Annotated in this window: 26 protein-coding genes and 1 tRNA gene; 13 read left to right on the plus strand and 14 right to left on the minus strand. The window is 52.5% G+C overall.

What is annotated here, in order from left to right; genetic code table 11:
- The first annotated feature begins 4 nt into the window (after positions 1–4).
- A complete protein-coding gene (gene recG, locus OGV75_RS23385) occupies positions 5–2,086 on the plus strand; it encodes an ATP-dependent DNA helicase RecG (RefSeq protein ID WP_286481332.1) in 2,082 nt (693 codons plus the stop codon).
- Positions 2,087–2,128: 42 nt separating this feature from the next.
- Here the strand turns inward: recG and gltS are convergent, their stop codons facing one another.
- Complete coding sequence (gene gltS, locus OGV75_RS23390; protein WP_016155009.1) at positions 2,129–3,334, minus strand: sodium/glutamate symporter; 1,206 nt, start codon at positions 3,332–3,334, stop codon at positions 2,129–2,131.
- A gap of 225 nt (positions 3,335–3,559) precedes the next feature.
- Between gltS and xanP the strand changes: the two genes are divergently transcribed.
- Positions 3,560–4,951, plus strand: a complete 1,392-nt coding sequence (gene xanP, locus OGV75_RS23395) for a xanthine/proton symporter XanP (RefSeq protein ID WP_003024026.1) — start codon at positions 3,560–3,562, stop codon at positions 4,949–4,951.
- A gap of 121 nt (positions 4,952–5,072) precedes the next feature.
- Entirely contained in the window at positions 5,073–6,782 is a 1,710-nt protein-coding gene (locus tag OGV75_RS23400; RefSeq protein WP_181220985.1) for an AsmA family protein, read from the plus strand.
- Between the two features lie 41 nt (positions 6,783–6,823).
- Here the strand turns inward: OGV75_RS23400 and OGV75_RS23405 are convergent, their stop codons facing one another.
- From OGV75_RS23405 to OGV75_RS23445, 9 genes are all read right to left on the minus strand, one after another.
- The gene (locus OGV75_RS23405; protein WP_065554401.1) at positions 6,824–7,507 is read right to left on the minus strand and encodes a D-lyxose/D-mannose family sugar isomerase; all 684 of its coding nucleotides are present in this window, start codon (positions 7,505–7,507) and stop codon (positions 6,824–6,826) included.
- Positions 7,508–7,556: 49 nt separating this feature from the next.
- Positions 7,557–8,417, minus strand: a complete 861-nt coding sequence (locus tag OGV75_RS23410; protein ID WP_016155012.1) for a ketose-bisphosphate aldolase — start codon at positions 8,415–8,417, stop codon at positions 7,557–7,559.
- Positions 8,418–8,497: 80 nt separating this feature from the next.
- Positions 8,498–9,349: a class II fructose-bisphosphate aldolase gene (locus OGV75_RS23415; RefSeq protein ID WP_286481333.1), complete on the minus strand. Its 852-nt coding sequence runs from the start codon at positions 9,347–9,349 to the stop codon at positions 8,498–8,500.
- Positions 9,350–9,360: 11 nt separating this feature from the next.
- The gene (locus OGV75_RS23420) at positions 9,361–10,452 is read right to left on the minus strand and encodes a PTS fructose transporter subunit IIC (RefSeq protein ID WP_286481334.1); all 1,092 of its coding nucleotides are present in this window, start codon (positions 10,450–10,452) and stop codon (positions 9,361–9,363) included.
- 26 nt (positions 10,453–10,478) lie between these two features.
- Positions 10,479–10,799, minus strand: a complete 321-nt coding sequence (locus OGV75_RS23425; protein ID WP_114681584.1) for a PTS fructose transporter subunit IIB — start codon at positions 10,797–10,799, stop codon at positions 10,479–10,481.
- Between the two features lie 19 nt (positions 10,800–10,818).
- Positions 10,819–11,289: a PTS sugar transporter subunit IIA gene (locus OGV75_RS23430; RefSeq protein WP_003842172.1), complete on the minus strand. Its 471-nt coding sequence runs from the start codon at positions 11,287–11,289 to the stop codon at positions 10,819–10,821.
- 26 nt (positions 11,290–11,315) lie between these two features.
- Positions 11,316–12,869 (minus strand): BglG family transcription antiterminator, encoded by a 1,554-nt coding sequence (locus OGV75_RS23435; protein ID WP_101700449.1) that lies wholly within the window; start codon positions 12,867–12,869, stop codon positions 11,316–11,318.
- A 446-nt stretch (positions 12,870–13,315) separates the two neighbouring features.
- Positions 13,316–15,634 (minus strand): alpha-xylosidase, encoded by a 2,319-nt coding sequence (gene yicI / locus OGV75_RS23440; RefSeq protein ID WP_286481337.1) that lies wholly within the window; start codon positions 15,632–15,634, stop codon positions 13,316–13,318.
- A gap of 10 nt (positions 15,635–15,644) precedes the next feature.
- Positions 15,645–17,027 carry a glycoside-pentoside-hexuronide family transporter gene (locus OGV75_RS23445; RefSeq protein WP_016155017.1) on the minus strand — a complete coding sequence of 461 codons (1,383 nt, stop codon included), beginning with the start codon at positions 17,025–17,027 and terminating at the stop codon, positions 15,645–15,647.
- Positions 17,028–17,317: 290 nt separating this feature from the next.
- Here OGV75_RS23445 and OGV75_RS23450 point away from each other — a divergent pair.
- From OGV75_RS23450 to OGV75_RS23460, 3 genes are all read left to right on the plus strand, one after another.
- Positions 17,318–17,412: transfer RNA gene (locus tag OGV75_RS23450), tRNA-Sec, on the plus strand.
- A gap of 161 nt (positions 17,413–17,573) precedes the next feature.
- Complete coding sequence (locus OGV75_RS23455) at positions 17,574–18,740, plus strand: tyrosine-type recombinase/integrase (RefSeq protein WP_286481339.1); 1,167 nt, start codon at positions 17,574–17,576, stop codon at positions 18,738–18,740.
- A gap of 22 nt (positions 18,741–18,762) precedes the next feature.
- Positions 18,763–19,788 carry a ParA family protein gene (locus OGV75_RS23460; protein ID WP_286481340.1) on the plus strand — a complete coding sequence of 342 codons (1,026 nt, stop codon included), beginning with the start codon at positions 18,763–18,765 and terminating at the stop codon, positions 19,786–19,788.
- Positions 19,789–19,860: 72 nt separating this feature from the next.
- On the opposite strand, the gene OGV75_RS23465 is transcribed toward OGV75_RS23460, so the two are convergent.
- The 4 genes from OGV75_RS23465 to sid form a co-directional block, all read right to left on the minus strand.
- Positions 19,861–20,499 (minus strand): hypothetical protein, encoded by a 639-nt coding sequence (locus OGV75_RS23465; RefSeq protein WP_087897310.1) that lies wholly within the window; start codon positions 20,497–20,499, stop codon positions 19,861–19,863.
- Positions 20,500–20,895: 396 nt separating this feature from the next.
- The gene (locus OGV75_RS23470; RefSeq protein WP_286481341.1) at positions 20,896–21,471 is read right to left on the minus strand and encodes a phage polarity suppression protein; all 576 of its coding nucleotides are present in this window, start codon (positions 21,469–21,471) and stop codon (positions 20,896–20,898) included.
- Positions 21,472–21,487: 16 nt separating this feature from the next.
- Entirely contained in the window at positions 21,488–21,730 is a 243-nt protein-coding gene (locus OGV75_RS23475) for an ogr/Delta-like zinc finger family protein (RefSeq protein WP_200082724.1), read from the minus strand.
- Positions 21,727–22,530 (minus strand): capsid size-determining scaffold Sid, encoded by an 804-nt coding sequence (gene sid / locus OGV75_RS23480; RefSeq protein WP_155107261.1) that lies wholly within the window; start codon positions 22,528–22,530, stop codon positions 21,727–21,729. Before sid ends, OGV75_RS23475 begins: the two co-directional genes overlap by 4 nt.
- Before the next feature lie 548 nt (positions 22,531–23,078).
- Here sid and OGV75_RS23485 point away from each other — a divergent pair.
- The 7 genes from OGV75_RS23485 to OGV75_RS23515 form a co-directional block, all read left to right on the plus strand.
- The gene (locus OGV75_RS23485) at positions 23,079–23,345 is read left to right on the plus strand and encodes a helix-turn-helix transcriptional regulator (RefSeq protein WP_096879252.1); all 267 of its coding nucleotides are present in this window, start codon (positions 23,079–23,081) and stop codon (positions 23,343–23,345) included.
- The gene (locus tag OGV75_RS23490) at positions 23,342–23,941 is read left to right on the plus strand and encodes a host cell division inhibitor Icd-like protein (RefSeq protein ID WP_096879243.1); all 600 of its coding nucleotides are present in this window, start codon (positions 23,342–23,344) and stop codon (positions 23,939–23,941) included. The genes OGV75_RS23485 and OGV75_RS23490 overlap by 4 nt, the downstream gene beginning before the upstream one ends.
- Complete coding sequence (locus OGV75_RS23495) at positions 23,934–24,233, plus strand: derepression protein (RefSeq protein ID WP_096879244.1); 300 nt, start codon at positions 23,934–23,936, stop codon at positions 24,231–24,233. Before OGV75_RS23490 ends, OGV75_RS23495 begins: the two co-directional genes overlap by 8 nt.
- Positions 24,226–24,675 (plus strand): hypothetical protein, encoded by a 450-nt coding sequence (locus tag OGV75_RS23500; RefSeq protein WP_155107262.1) that lies wholly within the window; start codon positions 24,226–24,228, stop codon positions 24,673–24,675. The genes OGV75_RS23495 and OGV75_RS23500 overlap by 8 nt, the downstream gene beginning before the upstream one ends.
- Before the next feature lie 72 nt (positions 24,676–24,747).
- Positions 24,748–25,008 carry a hypothetical protein gene (locus tag OGV75_RS23505; protein WP_052160487.1) on the plus strand — a complete coding sequence of 87 codons (261 nt, stop codon included), beginning with the start codon at positions 24,748–24,750 and terminating at the stop codon, positions 25,006–25,008.
- The gene (locus OGV75_RS23510; RefSeq protein ID WP_016151192.1) at positions 25,005–25,325 is read left to right on the plus strand and encodes a DUF5375 domain-containing protein; all 321 of its coding nucleotides are present in this window, start codon (positions 25,005–25,007) and stop codon (positions 25,323–25,325) included. The genes OGV75_RS23505 and OGV75_RS23510 overlap by 4 nt, the downstream gene beginning before the upstream one ends.
- Positions 25,326–25,339: 14 nt before the next feature.
- On the plus strand, positions 25,340–26,087 hold a 748-nt coding region (locus tag OGV75_RS23515), incomplete at its 3' end, for a primase-helicase zinc-binding domain-containing protein (protein WP_286480454.1).

Consider the following 26,087-nt stretch of genomic DNA (forward strand, 5'->3'; position numbering starts at 1 on the left):
CGCGATGAAAGGCCGTTTACTGGATGCCATCCCACTCAATTCTCTGACCGGCGTTGGCGCAGCGCAAAGCAGTAAACTGGCGAAAATTGGCCTGCACACCGTGCAGGACCTTCTGCTCCACCTCCCTCTGCGTTACGAAGACCGCACGCACCTGTACCCGATTGGCGAACTGCTGCCGGGCGTTTACGCCACCGTAGAAGGCGAAGTGCTGAACTGCAATATCACCTTCGGCGGACGCCGGATGATGACCTGTCAGATCAGTGATGGCTCCGGCATTCTCACCATGCGCTTTTTCAACTTCAGCGCCGCAATGAAAAATAGTCTCGCCACCGGTCGCCGGGTGCTGGCCTATGGCGAAGCCAAACGCGGAAAATACGGCGCAGAGATGATCCACCCGGAGTATCGCGTGCAGGGCGATCTCAGCACGCCGGAATTGCAGGAAACGCTCACACCGGTGTATCCAACCACTGAAGGCGTGAAGCAGGCCACGCTGCGCAAACTGACCGATCAAGCGCTGGACCTGCTCAATACCTGCGCCATTGCCGAACTGCTGCCGCCAGAGTTGTTGCAAGGTATGATGAGCCTGCCAGAAGCTCTGCGCACATTGCACCGTCCACCGCCGTCACTGCAGTTGAGCGATCTGGAAACCGGTCAGCATCCAGCACAGCGACGTCTGATACTGGAAGAATTGCTGGCGCATAACCTCAGCATGCTGGCACTACGCGCCGGGGCGCAACGTTTCCACGCCCAGCCGCTGATCGCAAACAACGCGCTGAAAGATAAGCTGCTGGCGGCTCTGCCGTTTAAACCCACCGGCGCCCAGGCCCGCGTTACCGCTGAGATCGAACGCGATATGGCACTGGATGTCCCCATGATGCGTCTGGTACAGGGCGATGTCGGCTCAGGTAAAACGCTGGTTGCGGCGCTGGCCGCCCTACGTGCCATCGCACATGGTAAGCAAGTTGCGCTGATGGCCCCCACCGAACTATTGGCTGAACAGCACGCCAATAACTTCCGCAACTGGTTCGCGCCACTGGGTATTGAAGTTGGCTGGCTGGCAGGTAAACAGAAAGGCAAAGCGCGCCTGGCACAGCAGGAAGCTATCGCCAGCGGTGAGGTGCAGATGATTGTCGGCACGCACGCAATTTTCCAGGAACAGGTGCAGTTCAACGGACTGGCGCTGGTTATCATCGACGAACAGCACCGTTTTGGCGTACATCAGCGCCTGGCGCTGTGGGAGAAAGGTCAGCAGCAGGGTTTCCATCCACACCAGCTAATCATGACAGCCACCCCAATCCCGCGTACGCTGGCGATGACCGCCTATGCCGATCTCGACACGTCGGTCATTGACGAACTCCCTCCGGGGCGTACGCCGGTCACCACGGTGGCAATTCCGGATACCCGCCGCAGCGATATTATTGACCGCGTGCGCAACGCTTGTACCCATGAAGGGCGCCAGGCGTACTGGGTCTGTACGCTGATTGAAGAGTCTGATTTGTTAGAAGCTCAGGCGGCTGAAGCCACGTGGGAAGAGCTTAAACTGGTGCTGCCAGAGCTGAATATTGGCCTGGTACACGGCCGTATGAAGCCCGCAGAGAAGCAGTCGGTAATGGCGGCCTTTAAGCAGGGCGAATTGCAGCTGCTGGTTGCCACCACGGTGATTGAAGTGGGCGTAGACGTACCTAACGCCAGCCTGATGATTATTGAAAACCCGGAGCGCTTGGGCCTGGCGCAGTTGCACCAGCTACGTGGTCGCGTAGGTCGTGGCGCGGTGGCCTCCCACTGCGTCCTGCTCTACAAATCGCCGCTGTCAAAAACCGCGCAAAAACGTCTGCAGGTTCTGCGCGACAGCAACGACGGATTCGTGATCGCGCAAAAAGATTTAGAGATCCGCGGGCCCGGCGAGCTGTTGGGTACGCGCCAGACCGGAACGGCAGAATTCAAAGTCGCAGATTTATTGCGCGATCAGGCGATTATCCCGGAAGTTCAGCGCATTGCCCGTCATATTCACGAACGTTACCCGCAACAGGCTGTGGCGCTGATTGAACGCTGGATGCCGGAAACCGAGCGCTACTCCAACGCATAGTAGATTCATAGCGGCGGCGGATGTGACTCCGCCGCACAGACATTATTGCGCAAAAATCGGCAGCAGCAGATACAGCTTAATCACCAGCGCATTGACGATATCGATAAAGAACGCCCCCACCATCGGCACCACCAGAAACGCCATATGGGATGGTCCAAAACGTTCTGTAATTGCCTGCATGTTGGCAATCGCCGTGGGTGTCGCACCGAGGCCAAAACCGCAGTGTCCGGCTGCCAGCACGGCGGCATCGTAGTTCTTACCCATCATGCGCCAGGTGACGAATATCGCGTACAGCGCCATGAAAATGGTCTGCACAACCAGGATTGCCAGCATCGGCAGGGCCAGAGAAGCCAGCTCCCACAGCTTCAGACTCATTAGCGCCATCGCCAGGAACAGCGACAGGCTAACGTTACCCAACACCGAAACCGCGCGCTCGAACACCCGATAAAAACCCATTAACGCCAGGCCGTTACTGAGGATCACCCCAACAAACAGCACGCAGACGAAAGTCGGCAGTTCCAGCACCGTTCCGACCAGCATTTGTGCAACGATTTTACCCACCGTCAGACAGATGGCGATCAGCGCAATGGTTTCAATCAGCACCAGCGAAGTGATTATGCGTCCGACATCCGGCTTTTCAAATGCGGTAGGCACAGCCTGATCGTCCGGCATGCCGTCTGGCGTGGTAGAGTGTTTGACCAGATAGCGGGCCACCGGGCCGCCAATCAATCCGCCCAGCACCAGGCCAAACGTTGCGCAAGCCATCGCCACTTCCGTCGCATTAGCGAAACCATAGCGCTCAATAAACAGCTTGCTCCATGCGGCCCCGGTTCCATGCCCACCAGAGAGGGTTATCGAACCGGCGATCAGACCCATCAGCGGATCCAGACCCAGCAGAGTCGCCATACCAATACCGATGGCGTTTTGCATCAGCAGCAGGCCAACAACCACAATCAGAAAGATACCCACCACACGGCCACCCGCGCGCAGGCTGGCGATATTGGCGTTCAGGCCGATAGTGGCGAAGAATGCCAGCATCAGCGGATCGCGCAGGGTCATATCGAAGTTCACTTCCCAACCCATGCTTTTTTTCAGTACCAGCAGCGCAATCGCTACCAACAATCCGCCAGCTACAGGTTCGGGAATGGTGTATTTTTTCAGGAAGGAAACAGACTGGACGAGCTTACGTCCCAGCAGCAACACAAGGGTTGCCGCAACCAGCGTTGATAACGTATCGAGATAAAACATTTACAACTCCATTAGTGCGTTTAGCACAATCACGCACGATGCATTCCAGACCGATTTTTAGCTCTTATTGAGTTTTCGGTGTGGATTTTAAGCAGAAAATCATGAAAAGTTATATAAAAATGTTTGTTTATCCGTTTTAAATATTAAGAACACCTGGTAGCAAACGTTTGCATTTCCGCCATGGTCAGATAAAATCACCGCTTTTCCACCATGGGATTGCCTCTGATGTCCGTTAACGCCGTAGAGTCAACAAATGCGCAACCGGTTGCGCAGACTCACAACAGTGAACTGATTTACCGTCTTGAAGATCGCCCCCCACTAGCCCAGACCCTGTTTGCCGCCTGTCAGCACCTGCTGGCCATGTTCGTCGCGGTAATCACCCCAGCGCTGTTAATTTGCCAGGCGCTCGGTTTACCGGCTCAGGATACTCAACACATTATCAGTATGTCGCTGTTCGCTTCCGGCGTGGCTTCTATCATTCAGATCAAAGCCTGGGGGCCGGTCGGCTCAGGGCTATTATCCATTCAGGGCACCAGCTTTAACTTTGTTGCGCCACTGATTATGGGTGGTACAGCGCTAAAAACCGGTGGTGCAGATGTCCCAACCATGATGGCGGCGCTGTTCGGTACACTGATGCTGGCAAGCTGCACTGAGATGGTTATCTCACGCGTACTGCATCTGGCGCGTCGTATCATTACCCCGCTGGTCTCAGGCGTGGTGGTGATGATTATCGGCCTGTCGCTGATTCAGGTGGGGCTGACGTCGATTGGCGGCGGCTATGCGGCAATGAGCGACAACACCTTTGGCGCACCAAAGAATTTACTGCTGGCAGGCGTCGTGCTGGCGCTGATTATCCTGCTTAACCGCCAGCGCAACCCGTACCTACGCGTTGCGTCACTGGTGATTGCGATGGCGGCAGGTTACCTGTTGGCGTGGTTTATGGATATGCTGCCGCAAAATACCGCGCCGGTAAGTCAGGACCTGCTGATGGTGCCAACGCCGTTGTATTATGGCTTGGGTATCGACTGGAGCTTATTGCTGCCGCTGATGCTGGTGTTTATGATTACCTCGCTGGAAACCATCGGTGATATTACGGCCACCTCCGATGTCTCCGAGCAGCCCGTTTCTGGTCCGCTGTACATGAAACGCCTGAAAGGCGGAGTACTGGCGAACGGTCTGAACTCGTTTGTTTCAGCCGTATTTAACACCTTCCCGAACTCCTGTTTTGGACAAAACAACGGGGTTATTCAGTTAACGGGCGTTGCCAGCCGCTACGTTGGTTTTGTGGTTGCGCTGATGCTGATCGCGTTGGGCCTGTTCCCGGCGGTCAGCGGTTTTGTACAGCATATTCCTGAGCCAGTACTCGGCGGTGCTACGCTGGTGATGTTCGGTACTATCGCGGCATCCGGCGTGCGTATCGTATCCCGCGAACCGCTGAACCGCCGCGCAATTCTGATTATCGCGCTGTCGCTGGCCGTCGGCCTCGGCGTTTCCCAGCAGCCGCTGATCCTGCAGTTCGCTCCGGACTGGGTGAAAAACCTGCTCTCTTCCGGCATTGCCGCAGGCGGTATTACCGCTATCGTTCTGAATCTGGTGTTCCCACCAGAGAAGCAATAAGCAAAATGCGGCGTTGATTCTGAATCAACGCCGCTGTAACGCTCTTTCACCATTCCCGCCTTGAGCATTGCGCCTAAATCGTGCATAACTTGACTATGTGCACTTCGCGGGATGGAAGACCATGAAATTTATTGGAAAGCTGCTTCTTTACGTGCTGATCGCCCTTGCAGTGGCGATCCTCGGCTTATATTTTCTACTGCAAACCCGCTGGGGCGCAGAGCACGTCAGCGCCTGGGTTTCGCAGAACAGCAGCTACCATCTGGCATTTGATGCCATCGATCACCGGTTTTCTTCTCCTTCCCATATTCTGCTGGAAAACGTCACCTTTGGCCGGGATGGTCAGCCCGCAACGCTGGTCGCCAAAACGGTCGATATTGGACTGAGCAGCCGCCAAATCACCGACCCGCTGCACGTAGACACCATCCTTTTGCAAAACGGCACGCTGAATCTTTCCCAGCAAACTGCGCCGCTGCCGTTCCAGGCCGATCGCCTGCAATTGCAAGATATGGCGCTTAACAGTCCCGGTAGCGAGTGGACCCTGAGCGCGCAGCGCGTTAACGGCGGAGTCATTCCCTGGAGTCCTGAGGCGGGTAAAATTCTCGGGAGTAAAGCGCAAATTCAGCTCAGCGCCAGTTCGTTGACGCTGAACGACGTCCCCACGACCAACGTATTGATTGAAGGCAGTATTGACCATGACCGTGTGACGCTGAGCAATATTGGCGCAGACGTGGCGCGTGGCGCATTAACCGGCGTGGCACAACGCAATGCCGACGGTAGTTGGGTAGTGGAGAATCTGCGCCTGAACGATATTCGGCTGCAAAGCGATAAATCGCTGGCCGAGTTTTTTGCTCCGTTAAGCACTATTCCTTCCCTGCAAATTGGTCGTCTGGAAGTAACAGATGCCCGTCTGCAAGGCCCTGACTGGGCGGTGACGGATCTCGATCTGAGCTTGCGCAACATGACCTTCAGCAAGGACGACTGGCAAACTCAGGAAGGAAAACTGTCGATGAACGCCAGCGAGTTTATCTACGGCTCTCTGCACTTTTTCGATCCGATTATGAACGCCGAGTTTTCGCCGCAGGGCATAGCGCTGCGTCAGTTCACCACCCGCTGGGAAGGGGGAATGGTCAGAACATCCGGAAACTGGCAGCGCAACAACAAAGCGCTGGTCCTCGATGATGCCGCCATTGCCGGTCTGGAGTACACGCTGCCGGAAAACTGGAAACAGCTGTGGATGAAACCTCTACCAGCCTGGCTAGCCAGCCTGACGCTGAAGAAATTCAGCGCCAGCCGTAATCTGGTGATTGATATCGACCCGAGCTTCCCATGGCAGCTCACCGCGCTGGACGGCTACGGTGCTAACCTCGGGCTGGTGCAGAACAATCAGTGGGGGATCTGGAGCGGGAGCGCTAACCTCAACGCCGCTGCCGGCACCTTTAACCGCACCGACGTGCGTCGTCCTTCGCTGGCGCTGACGGCGAACAGCAGCACCATCAATATCAGCGAACTAAGCGCCTATACGGAAAAAGGGTTGCTGGAGGCCACTGCCAGTATTTCACAGTTGCCTCAGCGTCAAACTCAGGTCAGCCTGAACGGGCGCGGCGTGCCAATGACGATTCTGCAGCAGTGGGGATGGCCCGCACTGCCGCTTTCCGGCGACGGTAACATCCAGCTTACCGCCAGCGGCAATATTCAAGCCGATGCGCCACTCAAGCCAACGGTCAGCGGCAAGTTGCATGCGGTGAACGTGGAGAAACAGCAGGTAACGCAAACCATGCAGGCGGGCGTGGTATCCGGTAGTGAAGTTACCGCCCCACCCGCTGCGCAGTAAAATCTGACGGCCCGGCGGCGAATTGCCGACCGGGTCGCCGTTTATCGCTGTAAGCGCGCATATTCACTGCACAACAGCCACTTCACCGGCTCGTCCTCTTCTATCGCCGGGAAGCGACCGCCTGGCTCAAGGAAGTGATTGTCATGCAGGTCGTCATTGACCATCGAGATCTCCCAGCCCAGCACGAACGCTTTCTCCGCCCAAAAGCGATGATACAACCGCGGCGGCAGGCATACCCCCTGCCCCGGTTTCAATACCAGCGTCTCGCCAGCGTCAACGGAACGCCGCTGACCATCGACGCTAACCTCAACAATGCGCCGGGCATCATACCCGCCATCAGGCGTAGCCCACGCCAACTGCATACATAAATCACCGCCGCCGCGGTTAACGATATCTTCCATTTTATGGCGATGAAAATGCCATGGCGTCTGCTGATCCTGCTGAATCTGCAGCATCTTTTCGGCGTACGGTTTGGGGTAGCTGGCTGACCCTAACTGACCATTGCGCAACGTCAGTAACGTCAGCCCCGTTTGCGCAAAATCTCCGCGCCCAAAGTCGGTTATATCCCAGCCCAGTTGGAGATCGAGCACTTCACGCCACAGAGTGTGATCCTGTTGCCGCCAGGCATCAGCCGTAAAATACGCAAAGTCAGGCAGGCAAACCCGAAAAGTCTCGGCGATGGCATGCGCTTTATCGACGGCATAATTAATGTGTGAACGCTTCATTCCACTTTTCCTTGTTGCGAAAAAGGCGGGTCACCCCGCCTGTATGCTGTTAGTAAAGTGACGCTTTGCCGGTTGAGCCGAACAGTTTCATTTTGTGACGGATCACATCTCGCGCGGCGCTAATGGCTTCCGGGTAAATAACGTTCGGGTCCCACCAGGTTTCTTTCGCCAGGATTTCGCGGACTTTCTGGAAGTAAGCGTATTTCATATCGCTGGAAATGTTGATTTTGCCAACGCCCAGCGTAACGGATTCGGCAATTTCCGCATCCGGGTTCGCGGAACCTCCGTGCAGCACCAGCGGAATGTCCACTCGCCCGGCAATCTCGCGCAGGATGTGCATTTGCAGCTCTGGCTGCATCCCTTTCGGGTAGATGCCGTGTGCAGTTCCAATCGCCACCGCCAGCGTATCCGCGCCGGTACGGGCGATAAAATCCTGTGCCTGATCAGGATCGGTATAAGTGACCTTCGATACACCGCCTTCCACTGACGTCCCGGTTTGACCAATCGTACCCAGTTCCCCCTCCACCGAAACGCCTACCGCATGCGCCAGCTTGACCACTTCGCGGGTCAGCGCCACGTTCTCTTCATACGGCAACAGCGAGCCATCAATCATCACCGAGGTAAACCCACACTGAATCGCCCGCAGGACATGCTCGACCGAAGCGCCGTGGTCCAGATGCAGAGTAAAGGGAACCGGGCTGCGCAGAGTGATATCACGGACGTAGCTAAAAAACGCATCGCCTACAAAATCATGTTCGCTGGGGTGAATGGAGATAATCGCCGGGGTATTGGTTGCTTCCGCTTCTTCCACTACTGCACGTACAAAGCAGCTGTCCGCCACGTTGAATGCGCCGATGGCAAAACCGTGCTGACGGGTAGGTTGCAGTAATTCTTTCATCGAAACTAACATGTTAATTCTCCAGTTTCAGGGTGTAGAAAGCCCTGCCAGTGCGTCGTCGCAGAGGCATAGAAGGCGTTACAGAAAACGAATCAGGCTTTGTCGATAGCGCCGCTGGCCTGCAGGTACGGAATAATGGCTTCCTCACAGGCCTGCTCCATCAGGGCCAGGGCATCAACGAGTTCACCGGATGTGTCGCGACACAGGGTATGCAGCAGAGCAGCCTTTCCGGCCTCGAAAACCGCCGCGCCAACGTTTATCTTGGCGACGCCAAACGTCGGGCAGCGCTGTAGCTGGTCAAACGGCGTCCCGCTGCCGCCATGCAGCGCCAGCGGCACCGTTGATAAACGGGCAATTTCCTCCAGTCGCTGGAAATCAATGGCGGGTATGACACCGGGCGCGTACATGCCATGTGCCGTGCCGACCGAGACCGCCAGTAAATCGATACCGGTCTGTTGGATAAAGGGCTCCACATCGGCGGCCTTGGTCATCAAATCAGCGTTAGCTGCGTGATCATAGCGCGGGGCGTCGGCCAGATGCCCCAGCTCACCTTCCACGCACAGAGAAACGCTGGTCGCGAGCTCAACCACCGCCCGGGTCTGGCGAATGTTCTCCTCCAGCGCAAAGGCGGAGGCGTCGATCATTAACCCGCTGAATCCGGCGCGAAAAGCCTGGCGAATGCGCACTGGGTCCTTTCCATGATCCAGCGCCAGCGCGACCGGTACCGACGCTTCCTCTGCCAGCGTTTTGACGACCGCCACCGCTATCGGTGCAGGAAAATGGCCCAGATGCCCCTGATACAGATTCAGAATGATGGGCGCACGGTGTTTCTCAGCCACCCGCACCGCCGCACGGGCGCTTTCCAGGTTCATACAGTTGATGGCCAGCAGCGCGTACTGCTCGCGCCAGGCTTTCGTCACCATGCTTTTCATATCGGCAAACATACGGCCTCCTGTTATTCCAGGGTGAAGGTGATCTCTTCGTCTTTCAGCTTTTGATCGCTAAGTTCATCAAACTCTTCGTCACGTTCGGTCACCGGTTTCTTCCACAACGACAGCATGACGCCGCAAATCACCGTGCCGATCCCCAGCGCCATGCAAAACAGCAGCGGATGCGTAAAGAGCGGGACCACGAACATGCCGCCGTGCGGTACCGGGCTTTCGACGCCCCACACCATAATCAGACCGCCCGCTATCGCCGAGGCCACCACGCAGGACCCCACCACGCGCAGCAGGTCGCGCGCCGCAATGGGAATGACCCCTTCGGTAATCATGCAGATCCCCATCGGGAATGCCGCTTTCAGCGCCTCGCGCTCCGCACGGGTGTACTTGTGACGCGTCAGCAAAAAGGAGAGCGTAATGCCGAACGGAGGGATTATCGAACCGACAAACTTCACCGCTTCCGGACCGTACACGCCGCTGACTAACATGCCGTCAGCAAATAGCGACATGGTTTTATTCACCGGTCCGCCAAAGTCGAATGTCGCCATTGCGCCAAGGATGGCCCCCATTAAAAAGCGTGACCCGCCCTGCATGGACTCCAGCAGATGAATCAACGCGTCCTGCAGCCAGGCTATCGGTTTGCCAATGAGCGTCATCATCAACAGGCCGCCAATGACGGTACTCAGTACCGGCAGCACCATGATGGGCATCAACCCCTGCATCGACTGCGGCAAACGGATATAGCGCTTGAGCAGCAGGACGGTATAACCGACCAGAAAACCGCCCAGCATCCCGCCGATAAAACCGGTATGAATTTCACCGCAGACAAAGCCGACAATCAGACCCGGCGCGAATCCGGGGCGGTCAGCAATAGAGTACGCAATCGCCGCGCTAATCAGCGGTACGATTAACCCCATCCCCCAACCGCCAATCTGGTTGAGCATCCAGGGTATGGTTCCTGTTTTTTCACCCACGTTAGTGCCGCCAAGTATTTGCCCGAGAGCAATACAGATCCCGGCGGCAACAATTAACGGGATCATCCACGAAATCCCCGTTAATAAATGTCTTTTTATTTCCTGAGATAGCGGAATTTTATTTTCACTCATGTGAAATCCCTCCAGAATGGGGATCGCTACTGGTTATTATTAACTAATGATTTTTCGACCTTTTCAAGAAACTGAATGGGCGACTTTATGACAATTTCAGTTTTCACTCGCACAATACGTTTATTTAAAAATCGTTCCTCCCCTTTTATTTTTACATCCACAGCCAGAATCACGACATCAGCAGAAGAAATGTCCTCTGTCAGCAGTTCGTTTTCCGTGCCGATAGTCCCCTGGGTTTCTACTCTTATATTATGACCAAGCGCTTTAGCACCTTTAATTAACTTCTCACGGGCAATATAGGTGTGCGCAATACCCGCCGTACAGGCGGCAACACAAACAATATTCATAACATGCTCCACGTATTATTTAGCAGACATTGGATTCAGCATATTGGCTAAAAAGCTCAATAATTTTCTGTGGACTGCTTTCGACTAACAGTTGTTCAATAATGTCGTCATCCGCCAACGCGCCGGCAACCTGCGAAAGCAGACGAATATGGGTGGTGTTTTGATCTTCAAGGCGTACGGCAAACAGAATGATGCAGCGCACGTTGCTGCCGTCCAGGGTTTCCCAGGGAATATCCTGGCGGGTACGCCCAATCGCCAGCGTGGTATTGACCACCGCCGAGGATTTCCCGTGCGGAATCGCAATATGATTTTCGAATCCGGTCGAGCCTTCTGATTCACGCTGCCAGACATCCTGAATAAACGTTTCCCGACAGCTAATTGCCCCATCTTTTTGCAGAATATCCGTCAGTTCCTCAATAACCTCCGTTTTGTTTGTGGCCTTCATGTCCAAAATAACGCGATTTGTATTGAGTATTTTCGTGATGTCCATAAATCATACCTCATGGAGTTCAGACATTAATTTTCAACGACCAGCGACGTCGCCCGATGTAATTTTTCCGTAATAACCGTTTCTGTTACCCGCTTAATATCCGCATCATTGAAGAAGGCGGTGACATACACGACCGGTATGGCAACGGCAGGTAAATTGATCGTCGATACCACCAGTTCAATATCGTCCGTCAGGACGGAGGGCAAGCTGCCTGCCGACACCACGCCGACGATGGTCCAGTCGGGAAAGGCGCGCAGAATGCGGCTTTTGAGTAAGTGAGAGGTGCCGATACCGGTTGAGCAGACCAGCAGCACACGTTTACGCGCTATCTGACGCTCCATCGCGGCCTGAAAATGCACGGTTAAATATCCCACCTCATCATCCGACACGGCCCGCTCGCCCCAGCCGCTAAACACCCGATTCACCGCGCACTGAGTCAGACGCCAGACGTCCTGCAACTCGCCTTTAATGTCCTCCAGCAGCGGATTACGAATGCGGATCTGGTAGTTGAGGCGGTTAATCAGCGGCTTAATATGGATCAGCAATCCGTCATACAGCGCAGTGTCCTGGCTAAGATCGCAGTCAACCATTTCGGCGAAGGTGGCAATCAGCCGATGGGTAATCAAGCGTGCTTCGTCGCTGGAGTGCATATGGCCAATTACGCTCACATCGTTATGCTCTTCAATCACCATACCGGAGGAGATAATATATTGATAAATAAACCAGACTTCGTCTTCCGGCAGCGGATGGGCAATGCGTTTTTCGATATGCTGAATCATGCGACTGGCAATGGAAAAGATGTTCTCATCACATGACGTGATGCTTTCTTCTTTTCTCGGTAGCGCATTGCCCCGCGTAATGCGGTACATCATGATCAGAATATGAGTAAAGATATTGACGTAATAAGGCTCGCCCAGCGACCAGCACAGATCGTTCTCCATTTCCTGCAACAGCGTCTGGACAAATAAAACGTCTTCTTCGCCAAAGTAATGCACTAACGCTTTATAACTGCCCGGATCAAGTCGTGAATAAATCACGCTTCCAGGTTCATTATGGTTAATCACACCGTTAATCAGCGACGCCATCGCCTGGCGCACCCCGCTCTCGCTGCCTTCAATGTGTGTGCCGCTCTGGCTGCGAATCAGCGACAGGCCCAGCGGGGTAATCCACGATTCAATCACTTTCAGATCGTTAACAATCGATGCACTACTAATAAAATAACGTTCGGATAATTTATTGATCGATGTTTCATGCGGCGTTTCACTTAATAATTGCGAGGCTATCTTAACCCGCCGTGAATTATTCATCATGCCGTCAGCATCATCACCCTCCGACCCTAATAACTGATCCAGATATAAAAGGTCAGTAATGTTATCGGCACTTAATATCACGCCCGCACCGGCACGTTTATCGATGGATATTTTCCATTCCGATAACCATTGTTCCAGTAACCGCAGATCGCGCTGGACGGTTTTCTCTGAAACAGATAAATATTCGGCAATTTTTAGCAGCGTAACATATTCCTTCCGGGACAGAAGAAACTTTAATAATCTGTTTTGTCGCGAGGTAATCATTTGCATTATTTACCCTTATTACATACCAGATTAAATATCTATACCCGTCATACTTCAAGCTGCATGTGCGTTGGCTTTCCTCGCTCACCCCTGTCACGTACTTATGTACGCTCAGGGGATTCGCTGCGTCGCCGCCTTCCTGCAACTCGAATTATTTAGGTAATAAAGAAGCATTTATGCTCCACGTGTAATCCGTGATGATAAATATAAGAGGACTACGATGCGCCAACAATACTAAATCGTGTCCTGTATTCCGGACAGAAATAAGACAAAAAGAGGAAATAGTAAGATATTTACGGCGCAGATCACATTTTTCGCGGGAATTAGAGTGATAGCGCTCGCAAATATGGGGAGGTAAAAATTTAAGTCGGGATGTTTTTGATTTTCAGATCTGGAACGCTGCTCGCGGCGTGGGCCGGATAAGACGCATCCGGCACCACGTCGACACATGCTTACAAGGTAATCGTCAGCTCACTGCCCTGTGGAGTAATAACTACACCCAGCTCGCTGCCCATATGCGAACCGCATTTAATGCCGCCAATTTTCTGAATATTTCGCAGGCACAGCGTCCAGTTACGCGCATCTCCACTACCTTGCACGGTGATGGTATTACCCGTGCGCACCGCCTTCAGCGTGAAGATAACCGAGCCGTCAGCAGCCGGAACTTCACAGAGTGCTTCCCGCCCCTCCTGCAGATGGAACAGCTGGAACGCTGTCCCTTCGTGCCAGGCGTAGTCCGGCTTCTGGTTATTGCTACCCAGCGCCAGCAGGGTATTGTCACGCACATAAACCGGCAGACTCAGGAAGTCATGCTGCTGTTTATGCCAGCGGCTACCAGACACCTCATCATTACGCCACAGATGCGTCCAGCGTCCTTCCGGCAGGTAGAACTGCACATCGCCCGCCTCGCTAAACACCGGCGCGACCATCACGCTATCGCCCAGCATGTACTGGCGGTCGAGATAATCACACGCCGGATCGTCCGGGAACTCCAGCATCATCGCGCGCATCATCGGGGTGCCCTGCGCATTAGCGCGCGCTGCTTCACGATACAGGTACGGCATCATGCGGCATTTCTGTTCGGTGAAGTAGCGCACCACATCGCAGGATTCGTCATCGTACGCCCATGGCACACGGTAGGATTTACTGCCATGCAGGCGGCTGTGGCTGGAGAGCAGCCCAAACGCACACCAGCGCTTGTAGACGTGCGCCGGAGCGGTATTCTCAAAGCCGCCGATATCGTGGCTCCAGAAGCCAAAGCCGGACAGGCCAATAGACAAGCCACCGCGCAGGCTTTCCGCCATCGATTCATAGTTGGCGTAGCAGTCGCCGCCCCAGTGCACCGGAAACTGCTGTGCGCCCACGGAGGCCGAACGAGCAAACAGGACAGCCTCTTCTTCACCAACGGTTTCTTTCAGCACGTTCCACACCAGTTCGTTGTAGATGTACGCATAATGGTTGTGCATCTTCTGCGGATCGGCACCGTCAAACCACTGAACATCTGTGGGGATGCGTTCGCCAAAGTCAGTTTTGAAGCAGTCTACGCCGATATCCACCAGACCTTTCAGCTTGTTGGCATACCACTCGCAGGCTTGTGGATTAGTGAAGTCATAAATCGCCAGGCCCGGCTGCCATTTATCCCATTGCCACAGGGAACCGTCCGGCCGCTTGAGCAGATACCCTTTCGCTTTCAGTTCATTGAACAGCGGGGATTTCTGACCGATGTAGGGGTTTATCCATACGCACACCTTCAGCCCTTTCTCTTTCAGGCGGCGGATCATGCCTTCCGGGTCCGGGAAGGTCACCGGGTCCCACTCAAAGTCGCACCACTGGAAGGCCTTCATCCAGAAACAGTCGAAGTGAAAGACGTGCAGCGGCAGATTGCGCTCGGCCATGCCGTCGATAAAGCTGTTCACTGTCGCTTCGTCGTAATTGGTGGTGAATGACGTGGTCAGCCACAGACCGAACGACCAGGCTGGCGGCAACGCCGGACGGCCGGTAAAGCGGGTATAGCGATCCAGCACCGCCTTCGGCGTTGGGCCGTCGATGACGAAATATTCCAGATACTCGCTTTCAACGCTGAACTGCACTTTCGACACTTTCTCAGAGCCGATTTCAAACGACACGCACTGCGGATGGTTCACCAGCACGCCGTAGCCGCGGTTGGTGAGATAAAACGGGATGTTCTTGTAAGACTGCTCGGTACTGGTACCGCCATCGCGGTTCCAGGTTTCCACCGTCTGACCGTTACGTACCAACGCGGTAAAACGCTCGCCCAGCCCGTACACCGTTTCCCCCACGCCCAAATCCAGACGCTCAAACATATAATTACGCCCGCTGTGGGTATCCTGCACGTAACCGCTATTCTTTAGCTGACTGCCGGTAATACGTTCACCATTACGCAGGAAATCCAGCGACCAGAACTCACCTTTGGTCACCCGAACGCTCAGATTGCCGCTCTTCAGTTCGGCAAATTCAGCGGTGTTTCGCATCTCAACATTGACGTCCTGCAACACGTTCAGCGGGTAATGCGGGCCGGTATCCAGCGCGCCCTGGAAGTGCTCCATACGTACGCCCACCACGCCTTCCTGCGGCGAGAAAAAGCGTAAGGTGAAGAGTGGGGTATCCAGTTGCCAGGTACGTTCACGCACATCGCGCGGCGCAACGTAGACAATCATCTCGTTACCCAGCTGTTCAACGTCGAACACCTGAATTGGGTGTATTAAATTCAGTCCAGGTTGGGTCAGCCAGTTTCCATCGCTAATTTTCATCGTCAGTTCCTTAGTTCTGTAATTCTTTCGTCGTGAAATCCTGCTGGTTGCGGCGCGCGCCCTGAGCCAACTGACTCATAATTTCCGTCAGATAAGGCGTTTTCAGGGTATAGAAGCGTTTGGCAATCACGGCACTCAGCAGGTAACAAATCGCCGGGACAATGGTGAACAGGGCGATGATGATGCTAATGGTGGCGCTGTTCTGGGTTTTCGCTGCGGCGTCGTAGCCACCGCCCGCCAGCATCCAGCCGATCAGCGCCCCACCGAGCGCCAGACCCAGCTTGAGCACGAACAACGTGCCCGCAAAGCTGATCCCCGTCAGGCGTTTACCGTTGCACCATTCGCCGTAATCAACGGTGTCGGACATCATTACCCACTGGATTGGCGTAACGAGCTGGTGCAGTACACCAATGACAAAAATAAAGATAAACATGGTGATGCTGGCGTGCATCGGCACAAAGAACATCGCCAGGCTCGCCACCGCCAGCGCAGCGTTGGTCCACCAGAAGACGCTGACTTTGCATTTCCAGTCGGTCAGCGGTTTTGCCAGCGCAGAGCCGATCAGGTTGCCGACGCAATAGGCGGTGAGAAAGGCGACAAACACCTCCGGCTTACCCAAAATCCAGGTGACGTAATACATCATCGCGCCGCCACGAACGCAGACGGCCAGAATATTGAGGATGGTCAGCAGGCCGACGATGCGCCATTGGTCGTTTTGCCAGATGTCGCGCAGGTCTTCACGCATAGAGGTGGTGCTCGGCGGCGCTTCCACGCGTTCTTTGGTAGTGAAGAAGCAGAACGCCAGCATCAGGAACGCCACCACGGAGAGCACCGCAATCCCGCCTTGAAAGCCGAACGCTTTATCCTCGCCACCAATCAGATTCACCAGCGGCATCATCAGCACGGTGGAGAGCATGCCGCCCGCCGTCGCCAGCACAAAGCGCCATGATTGCAGGGAGATACGCTGCGTTGGATCATTAGTGATCACGCCGCCCAGCGCGCAGTAGGGAATATTGACCACGGTATAAAGCAGGGTCAGCAGCGTGTAGGTGATTGCGGCATAAATCATTTTGCCGTTCAGGCTGAGATCCGGCGTGCTATAGGCCAGCACGCAAACCAGACCAAACGGAAGTGCGCCAAACAGCACCCATGGTCGGAATTTCCCCCAGCGAGAACGGGTACGGTCGGCCAGCAGCCCCATGCAAGGGTCTGAGATGGCATCCAGCGCGCGGGCCAGTAAGAACATAGTGCCGACAAATCCGGCTGGGATACCAAAAATATCGGTATAGAAGAACATCATATATAACATGACGTTATCGAAGATAATGTGGCTAGCCGCATCGCCCATTCCATAGCCAATCTTCTCTTTAACAGACAGAATTTCACTTTTCATTACGCATCCTTGTTAGCACTTTCACACGCCCTGATACCGGTTACAGTTCTTGTAAACCATCCCTGTGAGCGCGGGTATTCCGATATCTCGTTATCAAATTACGATTCTTGTTTTCTGTGATCAGCGTAGCGTCTAAAAATGTGTCTAAGTGTAAGTAATGGATTTTGCGGGGATTTATTTGAAACTGGTCATGGTATAGAGAAACGGAAGTTAAAAAAGTGAGTGAGGGGGTGTGGAAACGTTTGGAAGTAGCTATAATGCGCCCCGCCTCCATGTAGCAATCGAGGCGCGGAAGATCGTCATCTCCGGTGAGGTGGCTGGACTTCAAATCCAGTTGGGGACGCCAGCGTTCCCGGGCAGGTTCGACTCCTGTGATCTTCCGCCAAAATTCCTCCGTCACCATCCGAGAAAGTCTAAAAATCCTTTATTTTCAAAGCATATAGTAAATCACTCATCCGTAACCGTCCGACAAGCTCTCCCTGAATCCATGAAAAATATGTATAGTGATGTGTATAGATTTTTTATACACACTTTTGACTTATACACATGCCACTAACAGATATACAAATTAAACGAGCAAAGCCCCAAAACAAACCCTACACACTGAACGATGGACAAGGCCTGTCATTACTCATCAATCCAGACGGCTCAAAGGGCTGGCGCTTCCGCTTTCGTTTTGCCGGTAAAGCACGGCTAATGTCATTTGGCAGCTACAACCTTGTGAGCCTCGCAGAAGCACGTGAGAAACGCGATACCGCTCGTAAGCAGGTAGCAAACGGCATAGACCCAGTGGGAGAACGTAAAGCCCAAAAACTGGCACAGCAACTCTCAACAGAGAACTCATTCGAAACCATATGTCGAGAATGGCACACTAACAAAGCTGACCGCTGGACAGTGGCCTATCGCGAAGAAATCATTAAGACATTTGAGCAAGATGTGTTCCCGTTCATTGGTAAACGCCCTATCAGTGAAATCAAACCGTTAGAACTGCTTGAAGTATTGCGACGAATAGAGAAGCGTGGGGCACTAGAGAAAACACGTAAGGTGCGTCAGAGGTGCGGTGAGGTTTATCGCTACGCAATCATAACTGGCCGCGCTGAATACAATCCTGCGCCTGATTTAGCCATCGCTCTGGCCGTTCCTAAACAAAAACATCATCCATTTCTATCTGCCGAAGAATTGCCTCATTTTATTCAGGATCTCGAAGCGTATACCGGTAGCATCATAACGAAAAATGCAACAAAGATAGTTATGCTCACCGGTGTGAGAACTCAAGAGATGCGCTTTGCAGCATGGGATGAGGTTGACCTTGAGAGAGGTTTATGGGAAATCCCCGCAGAACGAATGAAAATGCGCAGACCCCATATTATCCCTCTATCAACACAAGTCGTTGATCTTTTTAACCAACTAAAACCTATTACAAGACACTATCCTTACATTTTTATTGGGCGAAACAACCGTAACAAACCAATATCTAAGGAGAGTGTGTCGCAAGTAATTGAACTACTGGGTTATAAAGGTCGTGCTACAGGTCACGGTTTCAGACATACAATGTCGACAATATTGCATGAACAAGGGTTTGATAGTGCATGGATTGAGTTGCAACTTGCTCATGTTGATAAGAATAGTATTCGAGGAACATATAATCATGCTCAATACCTTGAAAGAAGAAGGGAAATGCTTCAGTGGTATAGCAACTATCTTTTAAAGTAATAATTTCTATTAAGGATTTCGAATGAAAATAATATCTTTATTTAATCATAAAGGTGGTGTTAGTAAGACAACCACGACTTTTAACATGGGGTGGATGCTAGCTAATCTTGGCTATAAAGTTTTAATAGTTGATGCTGATCCACAATGTAATTTGACAGCCTTAGCTTTGGGCTATTCGACCACTGATGACTTTGATGAAATCTATAAAAACAATCCAAACTGTGATATTTATAGTTGCATCAAACCTGTTGTAGATGGTTCTTTAGGAAAAGTTATACCATCCGACCCATTAGTCACAACAAATCCAAATTTAAGTTTATTGTGTGGTAGCATCTATTTATCAGAAATTGAAACACAGATTGGAGTTGCGCTGACAACCAGCGCTGCTATTCCCGCAATTAGAAATATCCCCGGCAGCATCGGAGCTTTTTTGCGTGAGACTGCGCGCAAACATGAATTTGATTATGTCCTTATTGACATGAGCCCCAGCGTTGGTGCATTAAATGAATGTCTCTTAATGTGCAGTGACTATTTTATAGTTCCTACATCACCAGATTTTTTCTGTGCTCAGGCAATAAAGTCACTCGCAAAAGTTCTTCCTAGATGGAACAGCGAGATAAATAACTTTAGAGATAGTGGAATATTATATCCATTCCCTATTGATCCGCCGAAATTCATCGGATTTATATCTCAGAAGTATCGTCCAAGAAATAATTTACCAGTAAAATCATTTCAAAGATGGATTGATATTATCAAAGATGAGGTCACTAATACATTAATACCAGCTTTAAATCCTATCAATATGTCAATTTCGGTTACTGATTTTGAAAATGCCTGTCCCTCAAAAGAGCCCTTTAATTTGGCGAATATTTCTGACTTTAACTCACTAATTGCTCAATCTCAAAAACATAGCACGCCGGTATTCGCCCTCTCAGATGCACAAATAGAGCAAAATGGAGTAATACTGGATACAATGAAAGAAAACAGAAAAGAATTCAGTAATAATTTCAATGAATTAGCAAGATTAGTTGCTGCATTGGCAAATTGATAACACTTAGACCGAGGCTACGCCTAGCTCGGTCTAAAATACTTATTTTAGTGAGTTAGGACAAATAGTATATCAATCGCAATGATCTAGAATGAATTTTACCCACCGAGCGTATCTATAATCACCCACTTTTATTGAGTAGGTTTGCACGTTATCAAGCCGGCGTGACTCTTGCTTTGAATAGTAAAAAAGTAATTCTCCACCTTCCCAATTGCATACTACTCTCCTTAAATAAACCTCATCAGAAACTGCCAACCCATGGAAGTCAACTTCACATGGAAACCTTGAATTTAAATATCTAGTTGCTTCCATAAACAATAAAACTATATCTATGAAATCCTCTGCTTCCTCAAGAGTTGCATCTCGATACTCGTGCTCAATTTCATTTCTTATTTTATTTATTTTATCAATTATTCTAGGTCTAACTATTCCAATTCCCTCTAGGAAATCCATCTTTTTTGGAAAGTTCCTTAGATTCCTTTGGAAATATTCGCGGCCACAAAAAGCTCGACAAAGAATATCCACTCTCATATGTAATGCCGATTTTGCATTTCGCACTGCATTATTCATATTTCGGCGTTCACTTCCTGAATTCAAATCATCAATTGCATCTTGTAAGTATGTGTTAGGCTTCAAATAATCCTTTTGCCCTATATAACTCCAGTAGCAATCTGGATAAACACCCTCATCCAAATCATCAGGATTCAACACAATACACCCTCCTAAGAATAGAGTTATAATTATTTTTTCACGAGTTTTTAGAATGAGTTTACCGAAATTTTTATGTTACACAAGAAAATGGTGCTAATCCCGATTGATTAATTCACAATCGCAGCAATTATAGCTTATCTGTATCTCACAAAGCTTTCATTGACCTTGTGACTTACTTTAACCCAAAGTTATTAGATGGAAGGCCAGCGCGCAATGCTCTCCCCGCCACGCCTGCCCGCTTCCCGGGGCGCTTTTAATGCAGGTGCATGAAGTGGCTCAGGCCGCGCCAGTACTGGTGCGGCGGGGTGTGGAAAATTCAGGTTTTTACATGCAAAGCCATGCAGCGTAGGCATGCATGGCTATTTTTATTAAAAAGACGGGTATTTTCGGGACGTTTTATGCGGATTTTTTGCGGGTCTGCGCGGCCTGTCGGCGCATGAAAATCTGACTCTGTTCAGGCGTATATTTTGCCCGGTTGTCGTCTCTCGATGCTCTGTCAGGCCGGAAACCGATGGTTGTCAGAATGTCGCAATCTTCCTCTGCGTAATCAATATTTCCTCCGCGGGTTACATGAACGGACAGCGCTTCGCGAACACTGGCGGCCGCCCGGTCGAGAGCCCGTTCTCTGACGATGTCAGGTTGTTCGCAGAGATGCATTAATTCCGGTGCCAGAGCGGCGGCCAGCGCATCGCCGCTTACCTGCATAAAAGCGTGGAGCTGACGCCGGATACTGATACGCTGCACGGCCTCATGTGACCGGATGTACTGCCCGGCCGACTGATTTACCGCCCATATTTTCAGGTCAATATCATCCCGCAGCGCCTGTGCAGCCTCCGGTTCATAACGGGTACAGGTCAGCTCCAGCTCTTTCAGCGCCATTTCAGCCCGTGCCAGTGCTGATTTGCTGCTCATCCAGTCCGATTTATTCTTCTGACAGGTTTCAAAGGCCTGTTCCAGTAGTGCTCGTGCCATTGTCTTTTCTCCTGAATCAGTGGCGCAGCGATGACCGGGCGCAGTCCAGAATTCGGGTCGGTGTTTCTGGTACTGTCTGTGGTGGTTCGGGCTTTTCTTCTGCCGGTGGCCGTATCACCTCGTCGATAGACTCGATGGTGCGAAAGGTCGTGGAGCAAAAGACATTCACACACTGGAGGTAGCTCTGTTTGACGTTATCCGACAGGTAACGGCTGGTACGAACATGGGCAGCCTGTTTGCAGTACGGGCAGCGCATCATGGCTTAACTCCCCGCGATTTTTTCTTCTGTGCCAGCTCCTTAGCCCGCGCCATTCTGAGAACAGGGCTTTTAAAGAGCTTCATATCCACGCCGGTGAGTGCCGGACGGTGAAGCCCAATTTTTGAAATTACCGGCTCCTGCGCCATGTTGAATGTGTAGTATCTGCTTTGCGCCAGTACATTCTCCCCCAGTTCCTGAATGAGAACGTTGTGAGGGTGTTCTTCTCCCTTCATTTCGAGTTCACGCAGACGTAACGCAAATGCGCGCACCAGTGAGGGAGGGATGTCTTTCATCACGGTCGCCCACTCATTCCGGGAGTAGGCAGAGAACACCGTAAAATGCGTGCCGACGTACTTATCTCCTGATGTACAGGCGGCCAGCATGGTACTGGCTTTATCATCGTTGAGTTCATCAATCAGGGCGGTGAATTCCTCTGCCAGCTCCCGACCGGCCACTCGCTGACTGTGTTCGGCTTTCAGTTCCGGGGTCATCATGCCGCGCAGTTCGCGAAAACGGGTACGCCAGTTCTGTTCGGCTTCGGCACTTTCATTCAGGGCGTTCTGACGCTCTTTCTCGCTACGGGTAATGGCGGCATCAATATCATTCAGTTTCAGCATATTTTCCGTGTGCGCGGATTTGGCCTTGCTGAACGCATCAAGAGCGTTATTTATCGTGGCCTCTGCGTTCTGGTTTGCTTTCTCGTTAAGGGTATCCAGTGCGCTGTCAATGGCCGTGCGGATGTTCTCATCCTGCGTGCTGCCGATGGTTTTCATTACTGCGGTAAACAAATCTGGTTTCATCGTCGGGTTCTCTCTGTGTTATCAACCTGACGCCATTCTGCCGTCCCTCAGACAACAACTCGATTCATTGCCGTTGTAGCAGACATGGCACAAACAGGACTTAAAAACCCGGCTGGCCAGAGAAAGGTCGCAGGAAAACCCCTCTCTCTGTTTGTTTTTTTACATATAACTATTCACTACTGTTCACTCAGAATAAAAATATAAGTAAAACAATAAATTAAAGAGTGAACAGTTGAGAGTGAAGTGTTCACCAACTGTTCACTACTGTTCACTGGTTTCGGCAAGCTCCTTTTAGAGAATCATTGTTTTAATAATTATATTTTTATCTATTGATAGGCGATATCAATTAACTGTGATTTATGAACTTCTCAGCGCGTCATGTGGCAATTATTTTTCATATTTTCAGGTCACTGCTTAAATAACAGACAAAACTGCTCCACGACACAACATGCCTCTGTTGCATTGAAGAAAAATATTCACAAAATAGAGCGCTACCTGATACCGGACGGACACGTCCGGATCTCTGCGGATATTAACGAGGTAGCGTTATGCACACAGTTTCATCAGTACCATCGTCCCCCACCACCGCGCACCTGATGCCGGTTTCAGCCCCGGCTCAGGAACGTTTTTTACGTCTCCCGGAAGTCATTCATCAGTGCGGCCTGTCCCGCTCCACGCTCTACGATTTAATTGCCCGTAACGCTTTCCCGGCGCAGGTTTCCCTCGGGGGTAAAAATGTCGCCTGGCTACAGTCTGAAATCACGGCGTGGATGGAAGAACGTGTCGCGCACCGCAACCGGAAATACGACGCATGAATCAGAGCCGTTTTCACAAAGCCCCTTTTTCTGGCTTGCATCCGTTGTGTGTTTCCTGGTACAGTTTTGCTGTTGCCGCAAAATCGGTAACCGGGCGTGAGAACCCGAGCAATCCATCGGCGATACCAGACGCGCCATGCGTCTTTTTTTGTGTCGCAATTAACGCCACAGAGCACCAGATAATGGTGTGGTGTGCGAACATTTGTTCAGGTGCGACTCTTTGTCCCCTGTTCGTATTCGTACATTATGCTGTCATGTCAATGGTAGCTCAGGCGGGGCAGCCTTCGGGCTGGCCGGTACTCGATGGAGCCGGTATTCTCACCCCCGTCTGGGCTATCGCCACTGAGCGTGAGAACTCCGGCGATAGCAATTGTCAGCTATCCATCGGAGGTTGCCTTATGGCTACGATCCTCACCCCGTCACACCCGCAGTTTGTCTTTGTGTTTGCCGCCGTCCGTCGCGCAGACCGTAAGCCCCGTATCTGTATGCTCCGCACCGTTGCCGGTGACGAACTGGCCGCCCGCCGCACCCTTGTCCGCGAATACGTGCTTTCCCTTGCCGCCCGTCTGCCGGTTGTGGAGGTGTCACATGCATAATAAAAACACCCCTCAGACCGTCTCAGCGCGTCGTGATGACCTCAACGCCATCAGTGAACACCTGAGCCTCGAATCATTCCATAAACTCAACCGTGCCTGTGAAACCCTGCAGTATTTCGGCAGTGATTTACGACGCCATGAAATCAACGGACTCAGCCAGCTTTATACCCCGCAAATCCTGAGTTATGTGCATGAGGACATCAGCCATGTGCTCGAAGAACTCAAGGCCAAAGGCCTGTGCCGTGACTTTCTCGCCACGACGTCGGGAAACGGAGGGGAGCACCATGTTTGATTTCCCTCAGCCGGGCGAAACATATCGCTGTACAGGATTTCCTGATGTGGTGGTGTCGGGCGTGCTGGCCGATGGTATTCCGTGGGAAATGCCGTACCGCTGTCCGGGGCTGGTCTGGAATCCGTACCGGCGCACCTACACCATCCTCATTCGTATAATTGCCGGTGGCCGTATGGCAGAAATTCCGCTCGGTCGTTTTTTGCGGGACTTTACCTGTGAGCATCCCGATGTATTTAAGCGCAACCCTGAAAACCGCCACGTCGTATTACGCGAAATAGCGGCTGACCCGGCATTACAGCAATACCGGGCGCGGAATATCGATAACTATCCTGACGATATTCCCCCGGTTAAACGCCCGGCGCCGGTGGCGCATAAATGGCGGAATAATTTCAGGCCGGAAACGGAAATAAAACCGGATAACAGCTACCGCCATTATCTGTAATTAAAAATGACACCCAAAAAATAAAATGTGCGTATCTGCGCAGGGATACGCACGTCCTCAGGAGACGAAATAATGCCTGTTAACAGTACGGAACGGCCGCAGAATATAAACCAGCCCACCATCAGCCGGGCAGACCTTGAATGTCTCGAACATCTTCGCAATGTCGGCCAGCTTGTCGGCGACCTGATGCAGGTGCAGGGCTGCACCTCTTTGCGCCACAATCCGGCGCAGCAGCTACAGCTCACCTCGGTGATTTACCTCATGACTGCCCGGCTCGACGGCGTGGTCGACCGCTGCAATCAGCGCTGGCTGACCGGGGAGGGCAGTGTATGAAAACCGCATTATCTCCCGTTCTGCGCGCTGCACTTTACCGCCGGGCGGTCGCCTGTGCCTGGCTGACCCTGTGCGAACGTCAGCACCGCTACCCGCAGCTCACGCTCAGTACGCTGGAAAGCGCCATTGCCGCCGAGCTGGAGGGCTTCTATCTGCGCCAGCATGGCGAGGAAAAAGGCCGCCAGATTGCCTGTGCGCTGCTCGAAGATTTAATGGAAGCCGGACCATTGAAAGCCGCGCCGTCGCTGTCCTTTCTCGGGCTGGCCGTGATGGATGAACTCTGCGCCCGTCATATCACCGCACCGGCACTGCACTGAGGGAGAAAGTAACGATGAAAATGAACGTAACGGACACCGTAAAACAGGCGTGCGGCCACTGGCCGCGCATTCTCCCTGCGCTGGGTGTGAAGGTGATTAAAAACCACCATCAGGCCTGTCCGGTGTGTGGCGGCTCCGACCGCTTTCGCTTTGACGATAAAGAGGGGCGCGGGACGTGGTTCTGTAACCAGTGCGGCGCGGGGGACGGCCTGAAACTGGTTGAGAAAGTGTTCGGCGTGACCCCGTCAGAGGCGGCCGGGAAGGTGAACGCCGTCACCGGCAACCTGCCGCCGGTTTCCCCGGCGGTGACTGTGGCCGCAGACGCTGAAACTGAGGCCGACCGCAAAGCCGCCGCCGCGCTGGCCGTAAAACTGATGGAGAAAGCCCGCCCGGCCACCGGCAATGCCTACCTCACCCGCAAGGGCTTCCCCGACCGGGAATGTCTGACGCTCACCACCCTGCATAAAACCGGCGGTGTGACGTACCGCGCCGGGGATGTGGTTGTCCCGCTTTATGACGATAGCGGCGCACTGGTTAACGTCCAGCTCATTAACGCTGACGGTCTCAAGCGCACCCTGAAAGGGGGGCAGGTGAAAGGGGCATGTCATATTCTCGACGGGAAAAAAGAGGCGGGAAAACGGCTGTGGATAGCGGAGGGCTATGCGACCGCGCTCACCGTGCATCACCTGACCGGGGAAACCGTCATGGTGGCGCTGTCGTCGGTGAACCTCCTTTCTCTGGCGAGCCTTGCCCGTCACAAAT

This window comes from Citrobacter sp. Cb028, from assembly GCF_030336705.1.
Lineage (GTDB): Bacteria > Pseudomonadota > Gammaproteobacteria > Enterobacterales > Enterobacteriaceae > Citrobacter > Citrobacter braakii.